The sequence below is a fragment of the Achromobacter sp. 1014246743 genome, from assembly GCF_059760725.1.
Genome location: NZ_JCBANA010000024.1, coordinates 1 through 20,139 on the forward strand (window position 1 = coordinate 1; position 20,139 = coordinate 20,139).

A 20,139-nucleotide genomic window follows, 5' to 3' on the forward strand; every position below is an offset into this window, starting at 1 on the left:
CGGTGGGGACGGCGCGGCGCGCCTTTGGTCAGCGTTCGACGGTGCGGTTCCAACGCGCGTTGAAGGCGGGACGGGTGGCGTTGATCTGGTCCCAGTCCAGGATCTTGGCGTTGGCCATGTAGCCCTGGAAGCGCGTGAGCGCTTCTTCGTTGCCGGCCGGCGGCTGAACGTTCTTATTGGACGGGAAATGGCCGCCCATTTCCAGTGCCTTGGCCTGGGCCTGGGCAGACAGCAGGTACAGGGCCAGTTTCTGGGACAGTTCGGGTTCGCTGTTCTTGGCGATGACGCATTCGCCGACCATCAGGATGACCGAGCCTTCTTTGGGCTGGACGTATTCCACGGGAATGTCGCGCTTTTTGAGGCGGGCGATGGCGGTGGGGGTCAGCGGGAAGATGGCGGCTTCGTTGGACTGGATCATTTCGGCCAGCTTGGCCGAGTTGGGGATGTACTCCAGCACGTTGGGGCCGATGGTGGCGGGCCACTGCTTGAAGCCGGGTTCGGTGTTCTGGTCGGTGCCGCCCTGGATGCGGTTGAACATCAGGAAGCCGTGCAGGCCGAAGGTGCTGCCGGACGCAGACTGGAAGACGACCTTGCCCTTGTATTTGGGGTCGGCCAGGTCCATCCACGAGGTGGGCGGGGCCCAGCCTTTGTCGGCGAACAGCCTGGTGTTGTAGCCCAGGCCGGTCATGCCGATGTCGATGCCGGCGGCCATGCGGTCTTTCATGACGGCGGTGGGGTACAGCTCTTTGAGCTCCGGGTCGTCGTTGAGCTGTTCGCACAGGCCCATGGAGATGGCGCGCGCCATGATGCCGTCGTCCAGGAACATGACGTGCATCTGCGGCTTGTCCTTGAAGGCCTGGGCCTTGGCCAGCACGTCGGTGGACGTGCCGGGCACGACGACGATCTTGACGTTGTTGGCCTTCTCGAAATCGGGGAATACGTACTGGGTGAAGGCGCGCTCCATGTCGCCGCCGTTCATGCCGACGTACAACGTCTTTTGCTGCGCCATGGCGCCGACCGACAACGCGGCCAATGCAGCGCCCAGCAGCCACTTCCCCTTGTGCAGGCGGCCCTTGCCGCCCTGTTTCTTGTCCATCATGGTGACTCCAGCGTTTGCTCACGAACAGGCCCCAACCGAGGCACGGCGCCGTGAGCGGCCCCCGTGTATCGTCCAATGCCGAAGGCATCGATGGGAATGGAAGACCGGCCGTGCACGACCAGTTCGGAAAGCACTTCGCCCACGGCGGGGCCGATCTGAAAGCCCGCGCCCGACAGGCCGAAGGCATGGAACAGGCCCGGCACGGTGGCACTGGGGCCCAGCACCGGGTTGTGGTCGGGCATGTTGCCTTCGACGCCGGTCCAGAAGCGGATGACCTGGGCGCCGCGCAGTGCGGGTAACAGGCGCTGCGCGTTGGCCAGGAGCGGGCCGGTGGCGTCGCGGCCGGGCCGGGCGTAGTCGGGGCCGGACGCGACCGCGCGGCCCCCGCCGATGACGCAGTTGCCGCGCGCCACCTGGCGTGCATAGATGCCGCCGCCCTGCATGCCCAGGCTGACGTCCATGAAGAGGGGCAGGGGCTCGGTCACCATCATGAGCGGATGGATCGAGGTTTCGGGCACGGTTTCGCCAAAGCCCTGGGCGAAGCGGCCGGCCCAGGCACCCGCGCAGTTCAGGAGAAAGCGCGCGCGCACTTCCAGTTCACCCGCGCGCAGCACGAAGCGGTCGCCATCATGAATGGCTTCGATGACGGCGGCGCCTTCGCGCACGTCCGCCCCCAGCGCGCGCGCCGCGCGGCCAAAGGCCGGCGACACCAGCCGCGGATTGGCGTGGCCGTCGTCGGGGCAGAGCGAGCCGCCCACGACCTGTTCACCCAGCCAGCCGAAGCGGCGCGCCAGCGCACGCCGGTCCAGCATCTGCAGGTTCATGCCAAAGCCGCGGGTCTGTTCGCGATAGGCGTGCAGGGCTTGCAGGTCGGCCTCGGAACAGGCGAGCTTCAAATGACCGGAGCGCACGTATTCGCCATCGATGCCGATCAGTTGCGGTAACTGGCCCCAGAGTTCGTGCGCGCGGCGGGCCAGGGGCATCTGTTCCAGCCCGCGGCCCTGGCGGCGCACGCCGCCGTAGTTCACGCCGCTGGCGCGGGCGCCGCACAGCGCGGCTTCCAGCAGCACCACTGGCAGGCCCAGGCGGCGCAGGAACAGCGCGGCGCTGCCGCCGACGATGCCGCCGCCGATGATGGCGACTTCGGTGTCGATGCGTTCGATCATGGCGCGGCCCGTCCGGAACGATCCAGGCAGACGATGTCCACCGGGATGGGCTTGACGGGCGGCTGGTTGCGCAAGCGGCCCACGCCGTCGGGCGGCGCGCCGCAGGCATGCGCCAGCACTTCGACGGCGCCCGCGCCGCACATGCGGCCCTGGCAGCGGCCCATGCCTACGCGGGTCAGCGCTTTCAGACGGTTCAATTCGCGCGCGCCGGTGGTGTGGATGGCGGCACGCATCGTGCCCGCGGTGATTTCCTCGCAGCGGCACACCACCGTGTCATCGGCGATGTCGGCCGCCCAGTCGTCGGGAAACGGAAACGCGCGTTCCAGCGCATCGCGCACGCGGCCGTTGGCGGCCAGGCGGGCTTCGAGTTGGCGCGCGCGGCCGCCGGGCTGTGGATAACCCGCATCCTCCAGCAATGCCAGCGCGGCGCGTTCGCCGGCCAGCTCGGCCGCGTCGGCGCCGCTGATGCCCGCGCCATCGCCCGCGACGTAGACGCCGGCAACGCTGCTGCGCCCGGCGGCATCGCGCCGCGGCGTCCAGTTGCGGTCGCGGGCGTGGAAGTCGAACTGGCAGCCCGCCAGGCTGGCCAGTTGCGTTTCGGACCGCAGGGACAAGCCGTAGCCCACCGCATCACAGTCGATACGGTGCTGATGTTCACCCTGTCGATAGACCAGGCCGGTGACCCGCGCGTCGCCTTCGGCCCGTACCGGCCGCACGCCGCTTTTCAACGGCACGCCATGCGCGCGCAACCACGCCAGGTAATACAGCCCCTTGGCCAACAGGTCTGGCGCGCGCAGCAGGCCGGGCAGGGCAGCCAGGCGGTCCGCAAAGCGCGAGGTATCGAGCACCGCGGCCACCTTCGCGCCGGCCTTGGCGTATTGGTAGGCCACCAGATACAGCAGCGGGCCGGTGCCCAGGAACACGACGCGCGAGCCGATGGCGCAGCCCTGGTGCTTCAGCGCCACCTGCGAGCCGCCCAGGGTATAGACGCCCGGCGTCAGCCAGCCGGGAAAGGGCAGCACGCGGTCGGTGGCGCCGGTAGCCAGGATCAGGTGCGTGTAGGGCACCGGCGCGCTGGCGCCGTCTTGCAGCACATCCAGCACCTTGCCTTCGGCGTTCCAGACCAGGCTGCCGGGCCGGTAGTCGATGCGCGGCAGCAGTTCGTCCATCTGGCGGTGCAGGGCATCGGCCTTGCGGTGTTCGAAGCCGTACAGCGCCTTCTTGGGCCGCGTAAAGCCCGGCGGCGGCTGGCGGTAGATCTGGCCGCCGGCGCGCGGCGCCTCGTCCAGCACCACGGGCCGCAAGCCCTGCGCGACCAGCGCCTGGGCCGCGCGCACGCCGGCCGGGCCGGCCCCCACGATCACGGGCAGGATGATGCTCATGGCGCGTCGCCCTCGGGCCAGGCCGCGGCCAGCGTGCCCGGCACCGCGGCCGGCAGCAGCGCGCTGCTGCGCAGGCGCATGTCCGGTTCGATATAGGTGGAGCAGGCGCGCAGGCGGGTGCCGTCTTCACGCTGCATCCAGCAATCCTGGCAGGCGCCCATCATGCAGAACCCGGCGCGCGGCGCGCCGCCGAATTCCGACAAGCGCAGGCGCTCGGCCTGGGTCAGCACCGCCGTCAGCACCGTGTCGCCGGCCAGAGCCACGCAAGGCTTGCCGTCCAGCGTGAACGCCACGGGGGGCCGGGCCGTCTCGGCCAGCCGTTTCAGTATTGCCATGGTTCCCGGGCCTCCCGTCCCGCGTCCGGCCTGGAATTCATTTCTGCCCCACCAGCACCCGGTCCAGCCCGTAGGCGCGATCCAGCAGCAGCATGGTCACCGCGGTCAGGCCGATGACCAGGGCCGACACGGCGGCCATCATCGGGTCGATCGATTCGGTGGCATACATGTACATGCGCACGGGCAGCGTGATGGTCGACGGCGCGGTGATGAACACCGACATGGTCAGTTCGTCGAAGCTGTTGATGAACGCCAGCAGCCAGCCGCCGGACACGCCGGGGATGATGAGCGGCAGCGTCACCTGGAAAAACACCGTGGCGCGGCTGGCGCCCAGCGACAGCGCCGCGTGCTCGATCGAACGGTCAAAGCCCACCAGCGCGCCGATCACCAGCCGCATCACGTAGGGCGTGATGACCACGACGTGGCTGAACACCAGCCACGGAAAACTGCCCGTCATGCCCAGCAGCGCAAAAAAGCGCAGCAGCGCCACGCCCAGCACCAGGTGTGGAATCATCAGCGGCGACAGGAACAGTCCATTGAGCGCATCGCGCCCCGGAAAGCGGTAGCGCGTGATGGCAATCGCCGCCGGCACCGCCAGGCACACGGCGATGCTGGCCGACAGGAACGCCAGCCACAGGCTGTTCTGGAAAGCCTGCATGAAATTGGGGTGCTCGAACACTGCGCGGAACCAGCGCAGCGAGAACTGCGTGGTCGGCACCGTCAGCGTCGACTCGGGCGTGAACGCCACCAGGCACACGATGACCAGCGGCGCCAGCACGAACGCCACCACCAGGAAATTGAACGCCAGCGCGATGGGACCGTTCTTCTGCATGATCGTGTCCCCTTCAGCCCAGGCTGCGGCGGTAAGAGCGTTCCACCACGCGGTTGTACGCCATCATGATGATCACGTTGACCACCAGCAGCACGATCGCGATGGCCGCGCCCAGCGGCCAGTTCAGCTCGGTCAGGAACTCGTCGTACACCACCGTGGCCACCATCTTCAGGCGGCGTCCGCCCAGCAGCGCGGGAATCGCGAACGAACTGGCCGACAGGCCGAACACGATCAGGCTGCCCGACAGAATGCCGGGCATCGCCTGCGGCAGCACGATGCGCAGCAGCGTCTGAAAGCGCGAGGCATTGAGCGACAGCGCGGCGTGTTCGACGGCCGGATCCAGCTTCTGCAACGACGTCCACACCGGAATCACCATGAACGGCAGCATCACGTGCACCAGGCCGATGATGACGGCAGTGGGCGTGTACAGCAGCGGCCCCAGGCCCACCGCCGCCGCCGCGCGGCCGATCACGCCGCCCGGCCCCAGCAGCATGCTCCAGCCGAACGCGCGCACCACCAGCGAGATCAGCAAAGGCGACAGCACCACCAACAGGAAGATCGAGCGCCACGGCTTGCCCATGCGCGACAGGATGTAGGCTTCGGGCGCGCCGATCAGCACGCAGATCAAGGTGGTGACGCCCGCGATCCAGAACGTGCGCCAGAAGATCTCAAGGAAATAGCTGTCGGTCACCACCGCCAGGTAGTGCTCGAACGTGTGCCCGGGCAGGATGCCCGCGCCGTAGTCGAACGGCCGGAACGACAGCACGAACGTCAGCGCCAGCGGGGTCAAGACCAGCGTCAGGAACACGATCGCCAGCGGAATCGAGCCCAGGATGGCCAGGAGACCATCGGTGCGCGGCTTGGGCGCGCTGGCGGCGCCGGGTTGGGTCAGCGTCGTCATGTCAGGCCTCTTCGGGCACGGCCGGCGCGCGCAGCACACGCAACACACCCTCGGCCCAGTCCAGCCCGATGGCGTCGCCATCTTCGTGCGGCCGGCGGCCGTCGTTGGGCGTCAGCACCGTCAGCGCCCCCACCGGCGAATCCAGGTCATACATCCACTGGCTGCCCAGGAAATAGCGCGTGCTGACCACACAGGCCAGCTTGCCTTGGCCGGCCGCCACGGGAACCAGCTTTTCGGGCCGCAACGACAGCTGCACGCTGTCGCCATGACGCAGGCCCGTGCCATCGACCAGCACACGCAGCGCGCCGGTTTCCACTTCGGCCTGCTCGCCGCATCGCGTCACGCGGCCCGGCAGCAGATTGGTCTTGCCCACGAAGCGCGAGATGAATTCGGTCTGCGGATGCTCATACATGCGGTACGGCGCATCCACCTGCGTCGCGCGGCCATCCTGCATCACCACCACCCGGTCGCTGATCGACAGGGCCTCGGCCTGGTCGTGCGTCACCATCACCGTGGTCGTGCCGATTTTCTTCTGAATACTGCGCAGCTCGAACTGCATGTCTTCGCGCAGCTTGGCGTCCAGGTTGGACAGCGGCTCGTCCAGCAGCAGCACCGGCGGGCGGATCACCAGCGCACGCGCCAGCGCCACCCGCTGACGCTGGCCGCCCGACAATTCGCGCGGAAAGCGGTCCGCGTGCTTGTCCAGCTTGACCAGGGCCAGCGCATCGCGCACCCGCTCCAGGCGCTCGGCGCGCTCCACCTTGCGCATCTTCAACCCGAAGGCCACGTTGTCCGCCACCGTCAGGTGCGGAAACAGCGCATAGCTCTGGAACACGATGCCCAGGCCGCGCGTGTTGGGCTTGGCATGCGTGATGTCGCGGCCATCCAGCGTGATCGCGCCCCGCGTCACGTCGGCAAAGCCCGCGATCATCTGCAGCGTGGTCGTCTTGCCGCAGCCCGACGGCCCCAGCAACGACACGAATTCCCCTTTCTCGACCGCCAGGTTCAGATCCGACACGACCCGCAGGTCGCCGTAATTCTTCGAGACGTTATCCAACCGCAAAAATGACATAGTCCAACCCCGTGGCCCGATATGGAGCGGTGCGCGGACCCGCCGGCCCAGCCGGACACCACCGCGCATTCGATGAGGCAGTCTAGGAGTCGCCGAAAAGGGCGGTCAATTAGGGTTTTCCGAAGAATCGAATTTTCTTAAAGTTATTTCCGTCTAACCGAATTTACTGATAAAAATACAGCTATATATTTTGATTATCGGAATTGGATAATGAAGAAATCAGAAACCAGCGAAGACGCCGGCGGCCAGGGCGTCCTGCAACGCGCCTTTGCCGTCCTGCGCGTACTGGCCGACGCCAAGGGCGAAAAACTGCGCCTGACCGACATCGCGGCCCGCACCGGCCAAGCCCAGGCCACCGTCCACCGCGTGCTGCAAGGGCTGGTGCAGGAAGGCATGGTCGAGCAACCCGCCCAAAGCAAGGGCTACCAACTCACCGTCGCCTTCTTCTCGCTGGCCGCCGCCGCCGGCAACCACCAGTCCACCCTGCGCTCGATCTACCGCCCCGCCATGCTGCGCCTGTGCGGCATGCTCAACGACACCGTCTTCCTGCTGGTACGCAGCGGCTTTGACGCCGTCTGCCTGGACCGCATCGACGGCGCCTTCCCGGTGCGTTCACATACCGGCGACATCGGCGGCCGCGTGCCCCTGGGCCTGGGCCAGGGCGGCCTCGTCCTGCTCGCCAACCTGCCCCCCGCCGAACGCGAAGAAGTCCTGCGCTTCAACATCCCGCGCCTGCACCACCTGGGCTTTGTCGACGAAATCTCGATGCGCGTCGGCATCAAGGAATGCCTGGAACTCCAATACGCCCGCAGCAAAGGGCAGGGCGTCTTCCCCAACATCGCCGGCCTCGCCGTCCCGGTCCACGACCCCAACGGCGTCACCGTCGCCGCCCTCAGCGTCGCCGCCCCCGTCGAACGCATCAGCGACGAACGCCTCCCCCTGATCGTAGAAATCCTGCGCCGCGAAGCCGCCGGCATCAGCGCCCAACTCAACCCCTTCGACCCCGCGCTACGCCGCCCCAGCCAGTTCCTGGGCACGGGCAACCGCGAATGAGGGCAAGCGAAGCAACGCCCCGCAAGCGCGCAGCGAACCGCGCCAGGACCCAGCACACTGCGTAAGCTCAGACCCGGCCGCCCGCGCGGCCGGTCTGAGCGGGCGACGCAACCCTCTCCCCCCCCGGCCTCGCAGCGCCCCATTTCTCCGCACCGGGCGGCCTACGAAGCAATCCCCGCCAGCAAAAAACAAAGGCCGAGCAAGTCGCGCTCAGCGACTCCCCCGGCCTAGACAGCCCAAAAGAACTCAGACCGGATAGGTCCCAGGCAGCAAGATGCTCCGATCCCCGACATCGATGCTGCGACGCCCGCACAGCGCCATCGTCGTATCCATTTCCTTGTACAGGATCTCAAGCACCCGACGCACGCCGTCCTGCCCATAGGCGCCCAGGCCGTACAGGAACGCCCGCCCGATCATCGCCCCCCGCGCGCCCAGCGCCACGGCCTTCAGGATGTCCTGGCCGGAACGCACCCCGCCATCCATCCAGACTTCGATCTTCGAGCCCACCGCATCCGCAATACCCGGCAATGCCGCGATCGACGACATCGCGCCGTCCAGCTGACGCCCGCCATGGTTGCTGACGATCAGCGCATCGGCCCCGCTGTTGGCCGCCAACTGCGCATCCTCGACATCAAGGATGCCCTTGATGATCAGCTTGCCGCCCCAGCGCTGCTTGATCCATTCCACATCGTCCCAGCTCAGGCGCGGATCGAACTGCTCGGCCGTCCAGGCCGACAGCGACGACAGGTCGCTCACGCCCTTGGCATGGCCCACGATGTTGCCGAACGTGCGGCGCTTGGTGCCCAGCATGCCCATGCACCAGCGCGGCTTGGTCGCCAGGTTGATCAGGTTGCGGATCGTGGGTTTGGGCGGCGTCGACAGCCCGTTCTTGATGTCCTTGTGGCGCTGCCCCAGGATCTGGAGGTCCAGCGTCAGCACCAGCGCCGTGCAGCCGGCCGCCTTGGCGCGGTCGATCAGGTTGGCCACGAACTCGCGGTCGCGCATCACGTAGAGCTGGAACCAGAACGGCTTGCCGGTGGCCGCGGCCACGTCTTCGAGCGAACAGATGCTCATCGTCGACAACGTGAACGGCACGCCGAATTCCGCCGCAGCCTTGGCCGCCAGGATCTCGCCGTCGGCATGCTGCATGCCCGTCAGGCCCGTCGGCGAAATGGCCAGCGGCATCACCACGTCGTGTCCCACCAGCGTCGTGCGCAGCGAGCGGCCTTCCATGTTCACGGCCACGCGCTGACGCAGCTTGATCTTCTGGAAATCGCTTTCGTTGGCACGGTACGTACCTTCCGTCCAGGCGCCCGAATCGGCGTAGTCGTAGAACATGCGCGGCACGCGCTTTTGCGCAATCGCGCGCAGGTCTTCGATGCAGGTGATCGTGGAGAGATTAGCGGTCATGGTTATTTTTCTGGGAGAAGAGGGACGCATTCCCAGAGCGGCCGGCCTGCTGCGCGAACGCCCCGCGCGCCAATGCGCATTCGCCGTTCGCGCAAGGCGGCGACGCCCTGCGGCGCCGCCCAGTATACGCGCCGGGGCCGGCAAGCGCCCCTTGCCGGCCCCGGTTTCCCCCTGCGTACGGGCCTCGCCCGGGCCCTGCTGCACGCTCGCCGCTAGCGCGGCCAGACCTTGCTGACCGCGCGGATCGTGGCCCATGCCACCCACCGCGGGCTGGTCAGGCGCGCCCCCGGCAGGCGCCGCAGCACATCCACCGCCAGGCCGCCCCGGCGGTGCCATTCCTTCTTGCGGGTCTGGCTGTCGGTCCAGCGCCCCTCCAGCCACGGGAATTCACGCCGTCCGGGCTTGTAGACCGGCGGCGTGTTGTAGATGAGGATGTACGCCAACCGCGGCTGGGGCGAGGTGTTGGCCCCCGTGAAATGCAGCGTGCGCGCATCGTGCACCGTGCAGCCGCCCGGCTGCAGCGGTTCGGCCACGGCCTGGTCGCGCGGAAAGTCGGCGCAGCATTCCAGCGGATGCAGGGTCTTGTCGCCGCCCGGTGAACGATGCTCCAGCACCTCCCCCTTGTTCGACCCGGGAATGAACTGCATGCAGCCGTTTTCCAGCGTGGCCGGCTGCAAGGCCAGCCAGATGCTCAGTTCGTTGTAGACGAAGTCGGGCGAGCGGAACGCCTCGTCCTGGTGCCACGGCGTTTCGGGACCATTCAGCGCCGGCTTGAGCAGCGCATGTTCGCCGTACAGCGCGGCATCCTCGCCCAGCAACTGGCGCGCCAGTTCCAGCGTGCGCTCGTGATAGCTGGTCTTCAGCAGCCCCGGGGCATAATGGCGCGGATCGTGCAAACTGGGAAACTTGGCCGGCTTGGATGGGTCATCACGGCTGATGAAGTCGTATTGAGCCCCCTCGTTGTATCCGGTCTTGTTCGCGAACAGTTCCAGCAGCGTACGCCGGATATATCCCACCTCGTCGGGTGGGCACATGTCCGGCAGGGCTAGGTAGCCCTGGCTTCGATAACGCGCTGTTTCTGCTTCCGACAACAAACTGGTCTCTTCCATAATGGCTTCTCCAAGCTTTGCTTGCGGGTGATCCCGTTGGCACGTTTTGACATGTGCTCTAACGTATCGCTTCGATGCCCAGAGGGCCTATCGACCATCCGCTGTAGCCGGAAGCGCCTAATGCTCCGGTGCGCCGCGGCGCATCATCCGAAGGAAATTTCCATGCAAGACCCTCATTCCGACAGCCATATCGAAACCGTCCACGTCACCGTCAGCGGCACCGTCCAGGGCGTGGGCTACCGCCATGCCGCGGTGCGGCGCGCGCACCTGCTGGGCGCCCGGGGATGGGTGCAGAACATGCTGGATGGCACGGTGCAAGCCCTGGTCCAGGGCACGCCCGACCAGGTGGATCACATGCTGGAATGGCTGCGCCGGGGCCCGCCGGGCGCCTATGTGGCCGAGATCATCACGCGCCGGGAATTCACCGACAAGCGCTACGCCCATTTCGAACAGCTGTAGACGCTGCCCGGCCGACGGCCCCGCCGTCATCCGAAAGCGGGGTGGAGAACGCGGGGAAAAAGGATGAGTCCGGCACGAGAGCCGCACCGGGACGGCGGCAAACGTGGGCGGTCAGCGATTGCGCAGCCAGCGCCCGCCAATCTGGTTGATGATCAGCCCCGCCAGCACGCCGCCCGCCCCCAGCCATTGCAGGGGTTGCAGTTGCTCGCCAAAGGCCGCCGACGCTGCCCACAGGCCCACCACCGGCACCAGCAACGAGAACGGCGCGATCTTGGCCGCAGGGTGGCGCGTCAGCAGTTGCGTCCATAGCGTGTAGGCCAGCAGCGTCGCCAACACCGCCAGGTACAGCACGGAAAGCGCCTCGCTCCAGCCGATGCCGGTGATCATGCCGACCACCGGTTCCCAGCCATCCGCCCATACCGCCAGCGCCAGGAAGGGCAGCACCGGCGCGGCGCTGCTCCAGGCAATGAAGGCAAAGGGGTCGTAGCCCGGCGACTTGCGGCTGGCCAGCCGCACGATCATGTTCGACACGGCCCACATGAAGGCGCCCCCCAGCGTCAGGGTGAAGCCCAGCATGGTCATCTGGCCCGGCCCCTCGCCACGGCCGGCGGCAATGACGGCCAGCCCCAGCGCGGCCACGCCCAGCCCGATCCAGTGGTGGCGCCGTGCGCGCTCGTGCAGCACGGGCGCGGCCAGCAGCAGGGTGAAGAACGCCTGGGTCTGGATCACCAGCGAGGCCATGCCCGCCGGCATGCCGAATTCAAGTGCCGTGAACAGCAGGCCGAACTGGCCCAGCCCCTGCACCAGCCCGTAGGCCGCGATCCAGTGCCACGGCAGGCGCGGCGGCCGCACGAACAACACCAGGGGAAATGCCGCCAGCGCAAACCGCAGCGCGCCGAGCATCATGGGAGAAAGGCCTTTCAGGCCGAACTTCATGACGACGAAGTTCAGGCCCCAGATCACCACTACCGCCAAAGCGCAGAGATAATCTTTCCTGGAGAGGTGGGTCGCGGACATGCGTCATTATCGCATCGCCGGCCCCCTCCCAAGGCCATTTCAACGGCTGGAAAGCACCTTTTTGAACGCCTCGATCGCAGCATCGATGCCCGCGTCATCGATGTGCCGGTGGGTCACGCAGCGCAGCCGCGTGCGGCCCCACGGACGGGTCAACAGGCCCGCCGCTTCCAGCGCCGTCACCCAGTGCGCGTTGGTCATCCCGGTATCGGCCGTCTCGACCTGCACGATGTTGGTCTGCGGCACCGTCGCCGACAGCACCGGGTCCAGCCGGTTCAGCCCGTCGCTCAAGCGGCGCGCGCGAGCATGGTCTTCGCCCAGACGGGCGCCCATGTGCTGCACGCCTTCCAGCCCGGCCGCGGCCATGATGCCGGCCTGGCGCTGCGTGCCGCCCAACATGCGGCGCAGCGTGCGTGCCCGCGTCATCACCGCGCGCGGCCCCGACAGCACCGCGCCCACCGGTGCGCTCAGGCCCTTGGACAGGCACAGCGACACCGTGTCGGCATGGCGCGCGATCTCGATGGGTTCTACGCCCAGCGCCACCGCGGCGTTGAAAAGGCGTGCGCCGTCCAGGTGCACCGCGATGCCACCCGCGTGCGCCAGGCCATGGACGGCCTGCATGTGGTCCAGCGGCAGCACCGTGCCGCCGGCGTTGTTGTGCGAAGTCTCCATCGCCACCAGCGAGGTCTTGAGCTTGTGGCCGCCGGACAGCAGCGCGTCCTCCAGGCGGTTCAGGTCCATGGCGCCGTCGGTGCCGGGCACGCCCTGGTAGAACAGGCCGGTGAAGGTCGCCGCGCCTCGCTCCGACGTATACATGTGCGCGGCCGATTCCAGCACCACCTGTTCATTGCGCTGCGTCTGCGCAAGCACGGCCAGCAGGTTGGCCATGGTGCAGCTGGGCACGAACAGGCCGGCTTCCTTGCCCAGGCACGCTGCGACATGGGCTTCCAGCGCACGCACGCTGGGGTCACCATCCAGCCCGTCGTCGCCGATGGGCGCCGTACGCATGCGCTCGTACATCTCGGCGGTGGGCTGGGTCACCGTGTCGCTGCGCAGGTCGACAAGTGCGCGGGAAGGGTCGACGGAGATCCGCTGGGTCATGACGATCAGTGCTGCAAAATTTTGGAAAGGAATTGGCGCGTGCGGGGTGCGCGCGCATCGACGTTGCCAAAGAACTCGTCCTTGACGCAGTCTTCGACGATCTTGCCGCCGTCCATGAAGATCACACGGTCGGCGACGCGGCGGGCAAAGCCCATTTCGTGGGTCACCACCATCATCGTCATGCCGTCGCCGGCCAGGTCGGTCATCACGTCCAGCACTTCGTTGACCATCTCGGGGTCCAGCGCCGAGGTCGGTTCGTCGAACAGCATCACGACCGGGTCCATCGACAGCGCGCGGGCAATCGCCACGCGCTGCTGCTGGCCGCCCGACAGTTCGCCGGGGTGCTTGTCCTTGTGCGCCGACAGGCCCACGCGTTCAAGCAACGTCAGCGCCCGCGCGCGGGCCTCGTCCTTGCCGCGCTTCAAGACCTTGACCTGGCCCAGGCACAGGTTTTCCGTCACCGTCAGGTGCGGGAACAGCTCGAAGTGCTGGAACACCATGCCGGCCACCGAACGCAGCTTGGGCAGGTTGGTGCGGGGATCGCCCACCGCAATGCCGTTGACGACGATCTCGCCCTTCTCGAAGGGTTCCAGCGCGTTCACGGTCTTGATCAGGGTGGACTTGCCCGAGCCCGACGGGCCGCACACCACCACGACTTCACCGCGGCCGACGGTGGTGGTGCAGTCGTCCAGCACCTGGAAGGCGCCATACCATTTGCTGACCTGGCGGATCTCGATCATCGGGGGTTTCGAAGAGAGTTGCATCGTTGGACCTGTGGATAACCCGGGGCGCCTAGCGCAGCACCCGGACGCGCTTTTCCAGCCGTTTGACCAGGCGGGATGCCGTGAAGCAGATCACGAAATACACCACCGCCACGAAGAGATAGAGTTCCACCAGCCGGCCGTCGCGCTGTCCGATCTTGGACGCCGCGCCCAGGAAGTCCGTCAGCGACAGCACATATACCAGCGAGGTGTCCTGGAACAGGATGATGACGCGCGTGAGCAGCGCCGGCACCATGTTGCGCACGGCCTGCGGCAGGATCACGTAGCGCATCCCCTGCCAGTGGTTCAGGCCCAGCGCCATGCTGGCCGATACCTGGCCGCGCGCAATCGACTGGATGCCGGCGCGCATGATTTCGCAGAAGTACGCGGCCTCGAACAGCGTGAACGTGACCACTGCCGAATTGAACGCCCCCACGCGCAGCGGCGTGGGCGAACCGACGATCCAGGCCGCGATGTACGGCACCAGGAAGTAGAACCAGAAGATCACCAGCAAGAGGGGTACCGAACGCATCACGTTCACGTAGATGCCCGCCGGCACCGACAGGATCCTGTAGCGGGACAGCCGCATCATCGCCAGCAGGGTGCCCAGCGCCAGCCCCATCACCGCTGCCAGCAGCGTGAGGGTCAGCGTGAAGGTCATGCCGGTCTGGAACAGGTACGGCAGCGCGCTGCCGATGACGTCGAAATCGAATTTGCCCATGGCTGCTCCTAGCGCCCGTTCTTGGCCGCCGCGCCGATCAGGCCGGGGACCGCCACGTGGCGTTCAAGCATGCGCATGCCAAGCACGACAATGCCGTTCAGGATCAGGTAGATAACCGTCGCGGCCGAGAAGGCCTCGAAGATATGGAAGCTGAATTCCGCCATGGAACGGGACTGGCCCGTCAGCTCCAGCAGGCCGATGGTCAGCGCCACCGACGAATACTTGATCGTGCCCATGAACTCGGACGTCAGCGGAGGCAGCACGATGCGGTAGGCCTCGGGCAAGATGATGTAGCGGTACACCTGCACTTCGGTCAAGCCCAGCGCCGTGCCGGCCTGGAACTGGCCGCGCGGCAGCGACTGGATGCCGGCGCGCAACTGTTCGGCCACCCGCGCCGAACCGTAGAAGCCCAGGCACAGCACCGCCGGCACGAACTGCCCCCAGGGCTGCGGCATCTGCTTCATCGCCAGCCCCCAGGCGTGCGGCAGCAGCTCGGGCAGCACGAAATACCACAGGAACATCTGCACCAGCAGCGGCACGTTGCGGAAAACCTCGACATAGGTCGCGCCCACGGCATTGGCCAGGCGCGACGACGCGGTGCGCAGCACGCCCAGACAGGAACCGAGCAGCAGGGAGAACACCCATGCCGTCAGCGCCAGCGCCAGGGTCCAGCCCACGCCGATCAGGATGGTCTGCAGGAAGGTATGCACGCCGTCAGGCGACATCTCCAGGAAGACGCTCCAGCTCCAGTTGTAATTCATGCTTTCGGACCTGTAGAACTGAAAGGAGGCGCCGGCGGACGGCGCCTTGCCCGCACATCGCCGCGATGCCCGACAGGGCATCCGCGGCGTTGCCGGCTTACTCGTAGGCCTTGGGGTCGCCCGAGTCGGTCGGATGAGCCAGGGCGCGCTTGAGCGCGTCGCTCATCGGGTACTTCAGGTTGATCTGCTTGGGCGGGATCGGCGAATTGAAGTACTTGTCGTAGATCGCCGCGACGCGACCGGTCTTGATCAGGTCCAGCACGGCATCGTCCACCACTTTCTTGAAGGCGGCGTCGTCCTTGGGCTGCATGATGCCGTAGGGTGCCAGTTCCAGGCCCTTGGTGCCGATCACGAACACGTCCGGATTCTTGGCCGAGGCCACGGCGCCGTAGGCGATGCCGTCGTCATTGGCCGAACCGGCGGCGCGGCCCGACTCCACCATCAGCAGCGTTTCCGCCGTATCCTTGGTGGGCGCCATGGTGATGCCCAGGTTGCCTTCGGCGTTCAGGCGCGAGATCAGCTTGAACGTCTGGCCGCCGGCCTGCGCCGCGATCGACTTGCCGCGGAACGAGGCCAGGTTGTTCGGGTCCACGCCGCCGTCCTTGCGCGCCACCAGCACGACCTGCGCCACGAACGTGGTGGGCGCGAACGACACCAGCTTGTGGCGTTCCAGGTTGTTGGTGGTGTTGCCGCATTCCAGGTCGATGGTGCCGTTGGCCAGCAACGGGATCCGGGTGGCGGAGGTGGTGGGGTTGTAACGCACGTCCAGCTTGGGCAGCTTGAGCGCGGTTTTGACGTATTGGGCGATTTCCTGGCAGATCTCGACCGTATAGCCCACCGGCTTCTGGTTGCCATCGAGGTAGGCGAACGGCACCGAGGTCTCGGGGTGGCCGATGGTGATCACGCCGGTTTCGCGGATCTTGTCCAGGCGGCTGGGGCCTTCGGCGTGGGCGGTGGCGCTGCCGAGCAGGGCGGCGGCGACCGAGATCGCGGCAAGTGCTTTCATCGTATTCCCTTGGCGCCATGCGAGCGGCGCGTGTTTATGTTCACGAACAGCGGTACCAGACTGCATGCATACCGCCGCGTCCCGCGATGAGCCCCGCGGCTGGCAAAAAGTATCAACTAGCGTTATGGTTTTATCCAGTTCCAATCGGGTATTCCTCTATACGGATTTGATATGGCCATTACACGAATGGGCTTACGGCACATCGAGGCTTTCCGGGCCGTCATGATGACCGGCTCCATGACCGCGGCCGCCAGGCGAGTACACACCTCGCAGCCGCACGTTAGCCGCTTAATCGCGCAATTGGAAGCAATCACCCAGTTTCCCCTGTTCGACCGCAACGGCAGCCGCCTGACCCCTACCCAGGACGGTTCGCGCTTCTTTCAAGAGGTGGAAAAGACCTTCATCGGCCTGGCCGGCCTGGAATCGGCGGCGGCCAGCATCCGCTCGTTCAGCGCCAGCCGCCTGAGCGTGGCGGCCATGCCGCGGCTGGCCGGCGGCCTGCTGGCGCGCATCGTGGCCGCCTTCAAGACCGAATACCCGGATGTGATGGTGTCGATCCACTCGGGCAACGCCAGCGCGGTGCACAACTGGATCAGTTCGGGGTTCTGCGACACCGGGCTGGCCATGCTGTCGGGCGATTCACCCGGCATCCAGGTCGAACCCGTGCTGACGATGAATTGCGTGGCGGTGCTGCCCAAGGGCCACCGGCTGACCAAGCTGAAAAAGCTGAAACCCGCCGATTTCGCGGGCGAGCCCTTCATTGCCTTTCCCAGCGCCACGCCGCTGCGGGAAAAGATCGACGCGGTCTTCAAGGCCGCCAAGGTCGAACGCCAGACGGTGGCCGAGGCCGGCCTGGGCTCGTCCGTCTGCGCGCTGGTCGGCGCCGGGCTGGGCGTGGCGCTGATCAACCCGCTGGCAGCGCGCGAGGAATACGAGGCCAACGGGGTGGAAGTGCGCCCCTTCAGCCCCGCCGTGCCGGTCACGGTCGCGCTGCTGTACCCGCCGTACCACACCCGCACCCGCCTGGTCAGCGTGTTCTCGCGCTACGCTCACCAGTTGATGCAGGAAGAGATGGCCGACCTGAAGGCGCGGCCGGCGCGCTAAATGCCGCAGGCCAACCCGGACGGGAAGCCGGCGGCCGCGCTCGCCATCAAGCAGGTGTGCGCGGCGCCCCAGGCGGCGTAGCCAAGGCTGTCTGCGGCGCGCGCAAGTCCAGCCAGGCCACCAGCAGCAGGCCGCCCGCCAGCCCCAGGTGCTCGAAGAAGGCATTGGCGGCCATGAAGCGGTCTTGCCCGATGGGCATTTCCCAGAACCGCAACGCCAACCCGGTGGCCGCCAACGTGAAACCGGCCAGCGCAACCGCCCCCAGCCAACGCAGCCGGCCGGTCAGGATCATGGCCGACGCCGCCAGTTCCAGCACAATCACCAGCACCGCGAAGAGCGGCTCGGGCGACAGGCCGAAATGCGCCATCTCGCGCAGGGCGCCAGGAAAGTCCGTGAGCTTGACCCATCCACCTTGCAGATAGGCCGCGCACAGGCCCAGATACGCCAGGAACCGCACGACGGCGGAACCGAACAGCGGCCGGGCGAGACTGGCCAGCCGCTGTTCCCAGGAAGCCGTTGCGAACATGGTCAGGCTCCTCAAACCGCCCAGCACGCACAACCCAGCGCGCCGAAAAAGCCCTGCAGGTCACCGCTGGGCGCCTTCGAGGCCCACGCCTTGGCATGGTCGTGGCCGTGCACGCCGCAGGCGCTGGCGCAGCCGCAGGCGGCCATATTGCGGTAGCCCAGCGAATTGCGGCCTACGCCCTCGGGGTCGCCCCAGGCGGCGTAGCCGCCGAACAGGCGCGTGGGCGACCAGTCCGGCATGGCGGGCGGCAACGGGTTCTCGTCCAGCGGCCCGAAATCACCCCCGCCGTAGACCACCCGCCCCCCCACGACGGTCAGGTCCGACGTCAGGAACGAGATGTCGTCTTCGGCGCAGCTGAAATAGTCTTTGCTGGGCACGATGAAGTCGGCCAGCTGGCCGGCCTGGATGCGGCCGCGCTTGCCTTCCTCGTTCGAGAACCAGGCGACGTTCTCGGTCCACATGCGCAGCGCCGTCTCGCGGTCCAGGCAGTTGCGCGCGGGATAGAGGCGGGTGCCGCCCACGGTCTTGCCGGTGATCATCCAGGACAGCGATACCCAGGGGTTGTAGGACGCAACGCGCGTGGCGTCGGTGCCTGCCGACACCTTCACGCCCCGCTGCAGGATCTTGGCCACGGGCGGCGAGGCCTCGGCGGCGGCCGCGCCGTAGCGTTCGATGAAATACTCGCCCTGGTAAGCCATGCGGTGCTGCACGGCAATGCCGCCACCCAGCGCGGCGATGCGGTCGATCGACTTGTCGGAAATGGTTTCGGCGTGGTCGAAGAACCAGTTCAGGCCGGTCAGCGGCGTGTCCTGGTGCACTTTCTCGAACACGTCCAGCGCGCGCGAGATGGTCTCGTCATAGGTGGCATGCAGGCGCCACGGCCAGCGGTTCTGCGCCAGCACCCGCACCACCTCTTCCAGCTCGCCTTCCATTTCCGCCGGCATGTCGGGACGCTCGACGCGGAAGTCCTCGAAGTCGGCCGCCGAGAACACCAGCATTTCCCCCGCGCCGTTGTGACGGAAGTAATCGGTGCCTTGCTTGTACTTCACGCTGGAGGTCCACTTCAGGAAGTCTTCCTTTTCCTGCTTGGGCTTCTGGGTGAACAGGTTGTAGGCCAGCCGTACCGTCATCTGGCCGTCGTCGGCCAGCTTCTGGATGACGGCGTAGTCGTCGGGATAATTCTGGAAGCCGCCACCGGCGTCGATCACGCCGGTCACGCCCAGGCGGTTCAGTTCGCGCATGAAATGGCGCGTGGAATTGAGCTGGTAATCAAACGGCAGCTTGGGGCCCTTGGCCAGCGTGGCGTACAGGATGGTCGCGTTGGGCTTGGCCAGCAGCAGCCCGGTGGGGTTGCCCTGGCCGTCGCGGATGATCTCGCCGCCGGGCGGGTTGGGCGTCGTCTTGGTATAGCCGACGGCACGCAGTGCGGCGCCATTGAGCAGGGCGCGGTCGTACAGGTGCAGGATGAACACCGGCGTGTCAGGCGCGATGGCGTTGATCTCCTCGATGGTGGGCAGGCGCTTCTCGGCAAACTGATGCTCGGTAAAGCCGCCCACGATCCGCACCCACTGCGGGGCCGGCGTGATGGCCACCTGGCGCTTGAGCATGCCCATGGCATCGGCCAGCGAACGCACGCCGTCCCAGCGCAGTTCCATGTTGTAGTTCAGGCCGCCGCGCACCACGTGCGTGTGATTGTCGAACAGCCCCGGCAGCACGCCACGGCCTTTCAGGTCGATGCGCCGGGCGGTGGAGCCGGCCAGCGCCATGACCTCGGCATCGGTGCCGACGGCGACGAAGCGGCCGTCCTTGATCGCCACCGCGCTGGCCTGCGGTCGGGTGCGGTCCAGCGTGGTGATGCGGCCGTTGTAGAAGACGACATCCGGGGTGGTGTTTGAAGTACTTGGCATGGGGGAATCTCCTTGGGATCGGGCAATGGCGTGGGTGCCCAGCAAGCTGTTGAGCGCCAGTGTAGAAGCAACACCAATGAGGTCGCGGCGGGTAGGCATACGAAATTCCTTGGGTGCGTGGACGGGATCAGCCTTCGGCCTTGTCCCCGGGATGGTGCTTTGCCTGGCGGCCGGGCAATTGCCCGAGGACATGGCTCACCGCCTGCTCCTTGTCGCAGGCCGCGACAAACGCGGTGCCGCTGAGCAACTGCTTGCCCACCGGCACGATCTGCTCGCCCACCAGGATGCCGAGCAGACCGATCAACGCCACCAGCGGCGGCGCGGGCGAGCGCACCTGCAGCAGGCTGTACACCACGCCGACCAGCAGGCCGGCGCCAAGGGAAAGCAGATAGATCTTCATGGGTGTCCTTGCGGGATGGG

21 protein-coding genes are annotated in these 20,139 nt (G+C 66.9%); 3 read left to right on the forward strand and 18 right to left on the reverse strand.

The features are described from left to right. Positions 1-28: 28 nt before the first annotated feature. Genes AC6LJ2_RS12120 through AC6LJ2_RS12150 form a run of 7 tightly spaced genes read right to left on the reverse strand, consistent with a single transcriptional unit; the run spans position 29 to position 6,787 of the window. Complete coding sequence (locus tag AC6LJ2_RS12120; protein WP_498151431.1) at positions 29-1,099, reverse strand: ABC transporter substrate-binding protein; 1,071 nt, start codon at positions 1,097-1,099, stop codon at positions 29-31. After that, positions 1,096-2,265: an NAD(P)/FAD-dependent oxidoreductase gene (locus AC6LJ2_RS12125; protein ID WP_498151432.1), complete on the reverse strand. Its 1,170-nt coding sequence runs from the start codon at positions 2,263-2,265 to the stop codon at positions 1,096-1,098. Before AC6LJ2_RS12125 ends, AC6LJ2_RS12120 begins: the two co-directional genes overlap by 4 nt. Continuing rightward, entirely contained in the window at positions 2,262-3,647 is a 1,386-nt protein-coding gene (locus AC6LJ2_RS12130; RefSeq protein WP_498151433.1) for an FAD/NAD(P)-dependent oxidoreductase, read from the reverse strand. The genes AC6LJ2_RS12125 and AC6LJ2_RS12130 overlap by 4 nt, the downstream gene beginning before the upstream one ends. After that, the gene (locus tag AC6LJ2_RS12135) at positions 3,644-3,982 is read right to left on the reverse strand and encodes a (2Fe-2S)-binding protein (protein ID WP_263915338.1); all 339 of its coding nucleotides are present in this window, start codon (positions 3,980-3,982) and stop codon (positions 3,644-3,646) included. Before AC6LJ2_RS12135 ends, AC6LJ2_RS12130 begins: the two co-directional genes overlap by 4 nt. Before the next feature lie 37 nt (positions 3,983-4,019). Continuing rightward, on the reverse strand, positions 4,020-4,814 hold the full coding sequence (locus AC6LJ2_RS12140; protein WP_025140432.1) for an ABC transporter permease: 795 nt from the start codon (positions 4,812-4,814) through the stop codon (positions 4,020-4,022). Between the two features lie 13 nt (positions 4,815-4,827). Next, entirely contained in the window at positions 4,828-5,715 is an 888-nt protein-coding gene (locus tag AC6LJ2_RS12145; protein ID WP_263915336.1) for an ABC transporter permease, read from the reverse strand. A gap of 1 nt (position 5,716) precedes the next feature. Continuing rightward, complete coding sequence (locus tag AC6LJ2_RS12150; protein WP_498151434.1) at positions 5,717-6,787, reverse strand: ABC transporter ATP-binding protein; 1,071 nt, start codon at positions 6,785-6,787, stop codon at positions 5,717-5,719. A 210-nt stretch (positions 6,788-6,997) separates the two neighbouring features. Between AC6LJ2_RS12150 and AC6LJ2_RS12155 the strand changes: the two genes are divergently transcribed. Continuing rightward, complete coding sequence (locus AC6LJ2_RS12155; RefSeq protein ID WP_263915334.1) at positions 6,998-7,840, forward strand: IclR family transcriptional regulator; 843 nt, start codon at positions 6,998-7,000, stop codon at positions 7,838-7,840. A gap of 246 nt (positions 7,841-8,086) precedes the next feature. Here AC6LJ2_RS12155 and AC6LJ2_RS12160 read toward each other — a convergent pair whose 3' ends face one another. Both AC6LJ2_RS12160 and AC6LJ2_RS12165 read right to left on the reverse strand, forming a co-directional pair. Then, positions 8,087-9,250 (reverse strand): alpha-hydroxy acid oxidase, encoded by a 1,164-nt coding sequence (locus tag AC6LJ2_RS12160; protein ID WP_263915333.1) that lies wholly within the window; start codon positions 9,248-9,250, stop codon positions 8,087-8,089. A gap of 212 nt (positions 9,251-9,462) precedes the next feature. After that, positions 9,463-10,359, reverse strand: a complete 897-nt coding sequence (locus tag AC6LJ2_RS12165) for a phytanoyl-CoA dioxygenase family protein (protein ID WP_263915332.1) — start codon at positions 10,357-10,359, stop codon at positions 9,463-9,465. A 162-nt stretch (positions 10,360-10,521) separates the two neighbouring features. On the opposite strand from AC6LJ2_RS12165, the gene AC6LJ2_RS12170 reads away from it, so the two are divergent. Next, complete coding sequence (locus AC6LJ2_RS12170; RefSeq protein WP_263915331.1) at positions 10,522-10,818, forward strand: acylphosphatase; 297 nt, start codon at positions 10,522-10,524, stop codon at positions 10,816-10,818. 111 nt (positions 10,819-10,929) lie between these two features. Here the strand turns inward: AC6LJ2_RS12170 and AC6LJ2_RS12175 are convergent, their stop codons facing one another. The 6 genes from AC6LJ2_RS12175 to AC6LJ2_RS12200 form a co-directional block, all read right to left on the reverse strand. Next, the gene (locus tag AC6LJ2_RS12175; protein ID WP_263915330.1) at positions 10,930-11,835 is read right to left on the reverse strand and encodes an EamA family transporter; all 906 of its coding nucleotides are present in this window, start codon (positions 11,833-11,835) and stop codon (positions 10,930-10,932) included. A 39-nt stretch (positions 11,836-11,874) separates the two neighbouring features. After that, complete coding sequence (locus AC6LJ2_RS12180) at positions 11,875-12,933, reverse strand: threonine aldolase family protein (RefSeq protein WP_263915329.1); 1,059 nt, start codon at positions 12,931-12,933, stop codon at positions 11,875-11,877. Between the two features lie 5 nt (positions 12,934-12,938). Further along, positions 12,939-13,673, reverse strand: a complete 735-nt coding sequence (locus AC6LJ2_RS12185; RefSeq protein WP_263915345.1) for an amino acid ABC transporter ATP-binding protein — start codon at positions 13,671-13,673, stop codon at positions 12,939-12,941. A 52-nt stretch (positions 13,674-13,725) separates the two neighbouring features. Continuing rightward, complete coding sequence (locus AC6LJ2_RS12190; protein WP_263915328.1) at positions 13,726-14,415, reverse strand: amino acid ABC transporter permease; 690 nt, start codon at positions 14,413-14,415, stop codon at positions 13,726-13,728. Between the two features lie 8 nt (positions 14,416-14,423). Beyond that, positions 14,424-15,176: an amino acid ABC transporter permease gene (locus tag AC6LJ2_RS12195; protein WP_263915327.1), complete on the reverse strand. Its 753-nt coding sequence runs from the start codon at positions 15,174-15,176 to the stop codon at positions 14,424-14,426. Between the two features lie 97 nt (positions 15,177-15,273). Next, entirely contained in the window at positions 15,274-16,182 is a 909-nt protein-coding gene (locus AC6LJ2_RS12200; RefSeq protein WP_445657881.1) for an amino acid ABC transporter substrate-binding protein, read from the reverse strand. Positions 16,183-16,353: 171 nt separating this feature from the next. On the opposite strand from AC6LJ2_RS12200, the gene AC6LJ2_RS12205 reads away from it, so the two are divergent. Next, entirely contained in the window at positions 16,354-17,286 is a 933-nt protein-coding gene (locus AC6LJ2_RS12205; RefSeq protein ID WP_025140419.1) for a LysR substrate-binding domain-containing protein, read from the forward strand. Positions 17,287-17,332: 46 nt separating this feature from the next. On the opposite strand, the gene AC6LJ2_RS12210 is transcribed toward AC6LJ2_RS12205, so the two are convergent. The 3 genes from AC6LJ2_RS12210 to AC6LJ2_RS12220 all read right to left on the reverse strand — a co-directional run bounded on the left by AC6LJ2_RS12210 (position 17,333) and on the right by AC6LJ2_RS12220 (position 20,119). After that, the gene (locus AC6LJ2_RS12210; RefSeq protein ID WP_263915325.1) at positions 17,333-17,812 is read right to left on the reverse strand and encodes a DoxX family membrane protein; all 480 of its coding nucleotides are present in this window, start codon (positions 17,810-17,812) and stop codon (positions 17,333-17,335) included. Between the two features lie 11 nt (positions 17,813-17,823). Next, a complete protein-coding gene (locus tag AC6LJ2_RS12215) occupies positions 17,824-19,719 on the reverse strand; it encodes an amidohydrolase (RefSeq protein WP_498151435.1) in 1,896 nt (631 codons plus the stop codon). A 127-nt stretch (positions 19,720-19,846) separates the two neighbouring features. Continuing rightward, positions 19,847-20,119, reverse strand: coding sequence for a XapX domain-containing protein (locus AC6LJ2_RS12220; protein WP_263915323.1), 273 nt, complete (start codon positions 20,117-20,119; stop codon positions 19,847-19,849). Positions 20,120-20,139 lie beyond the last annotated feature (20 nt).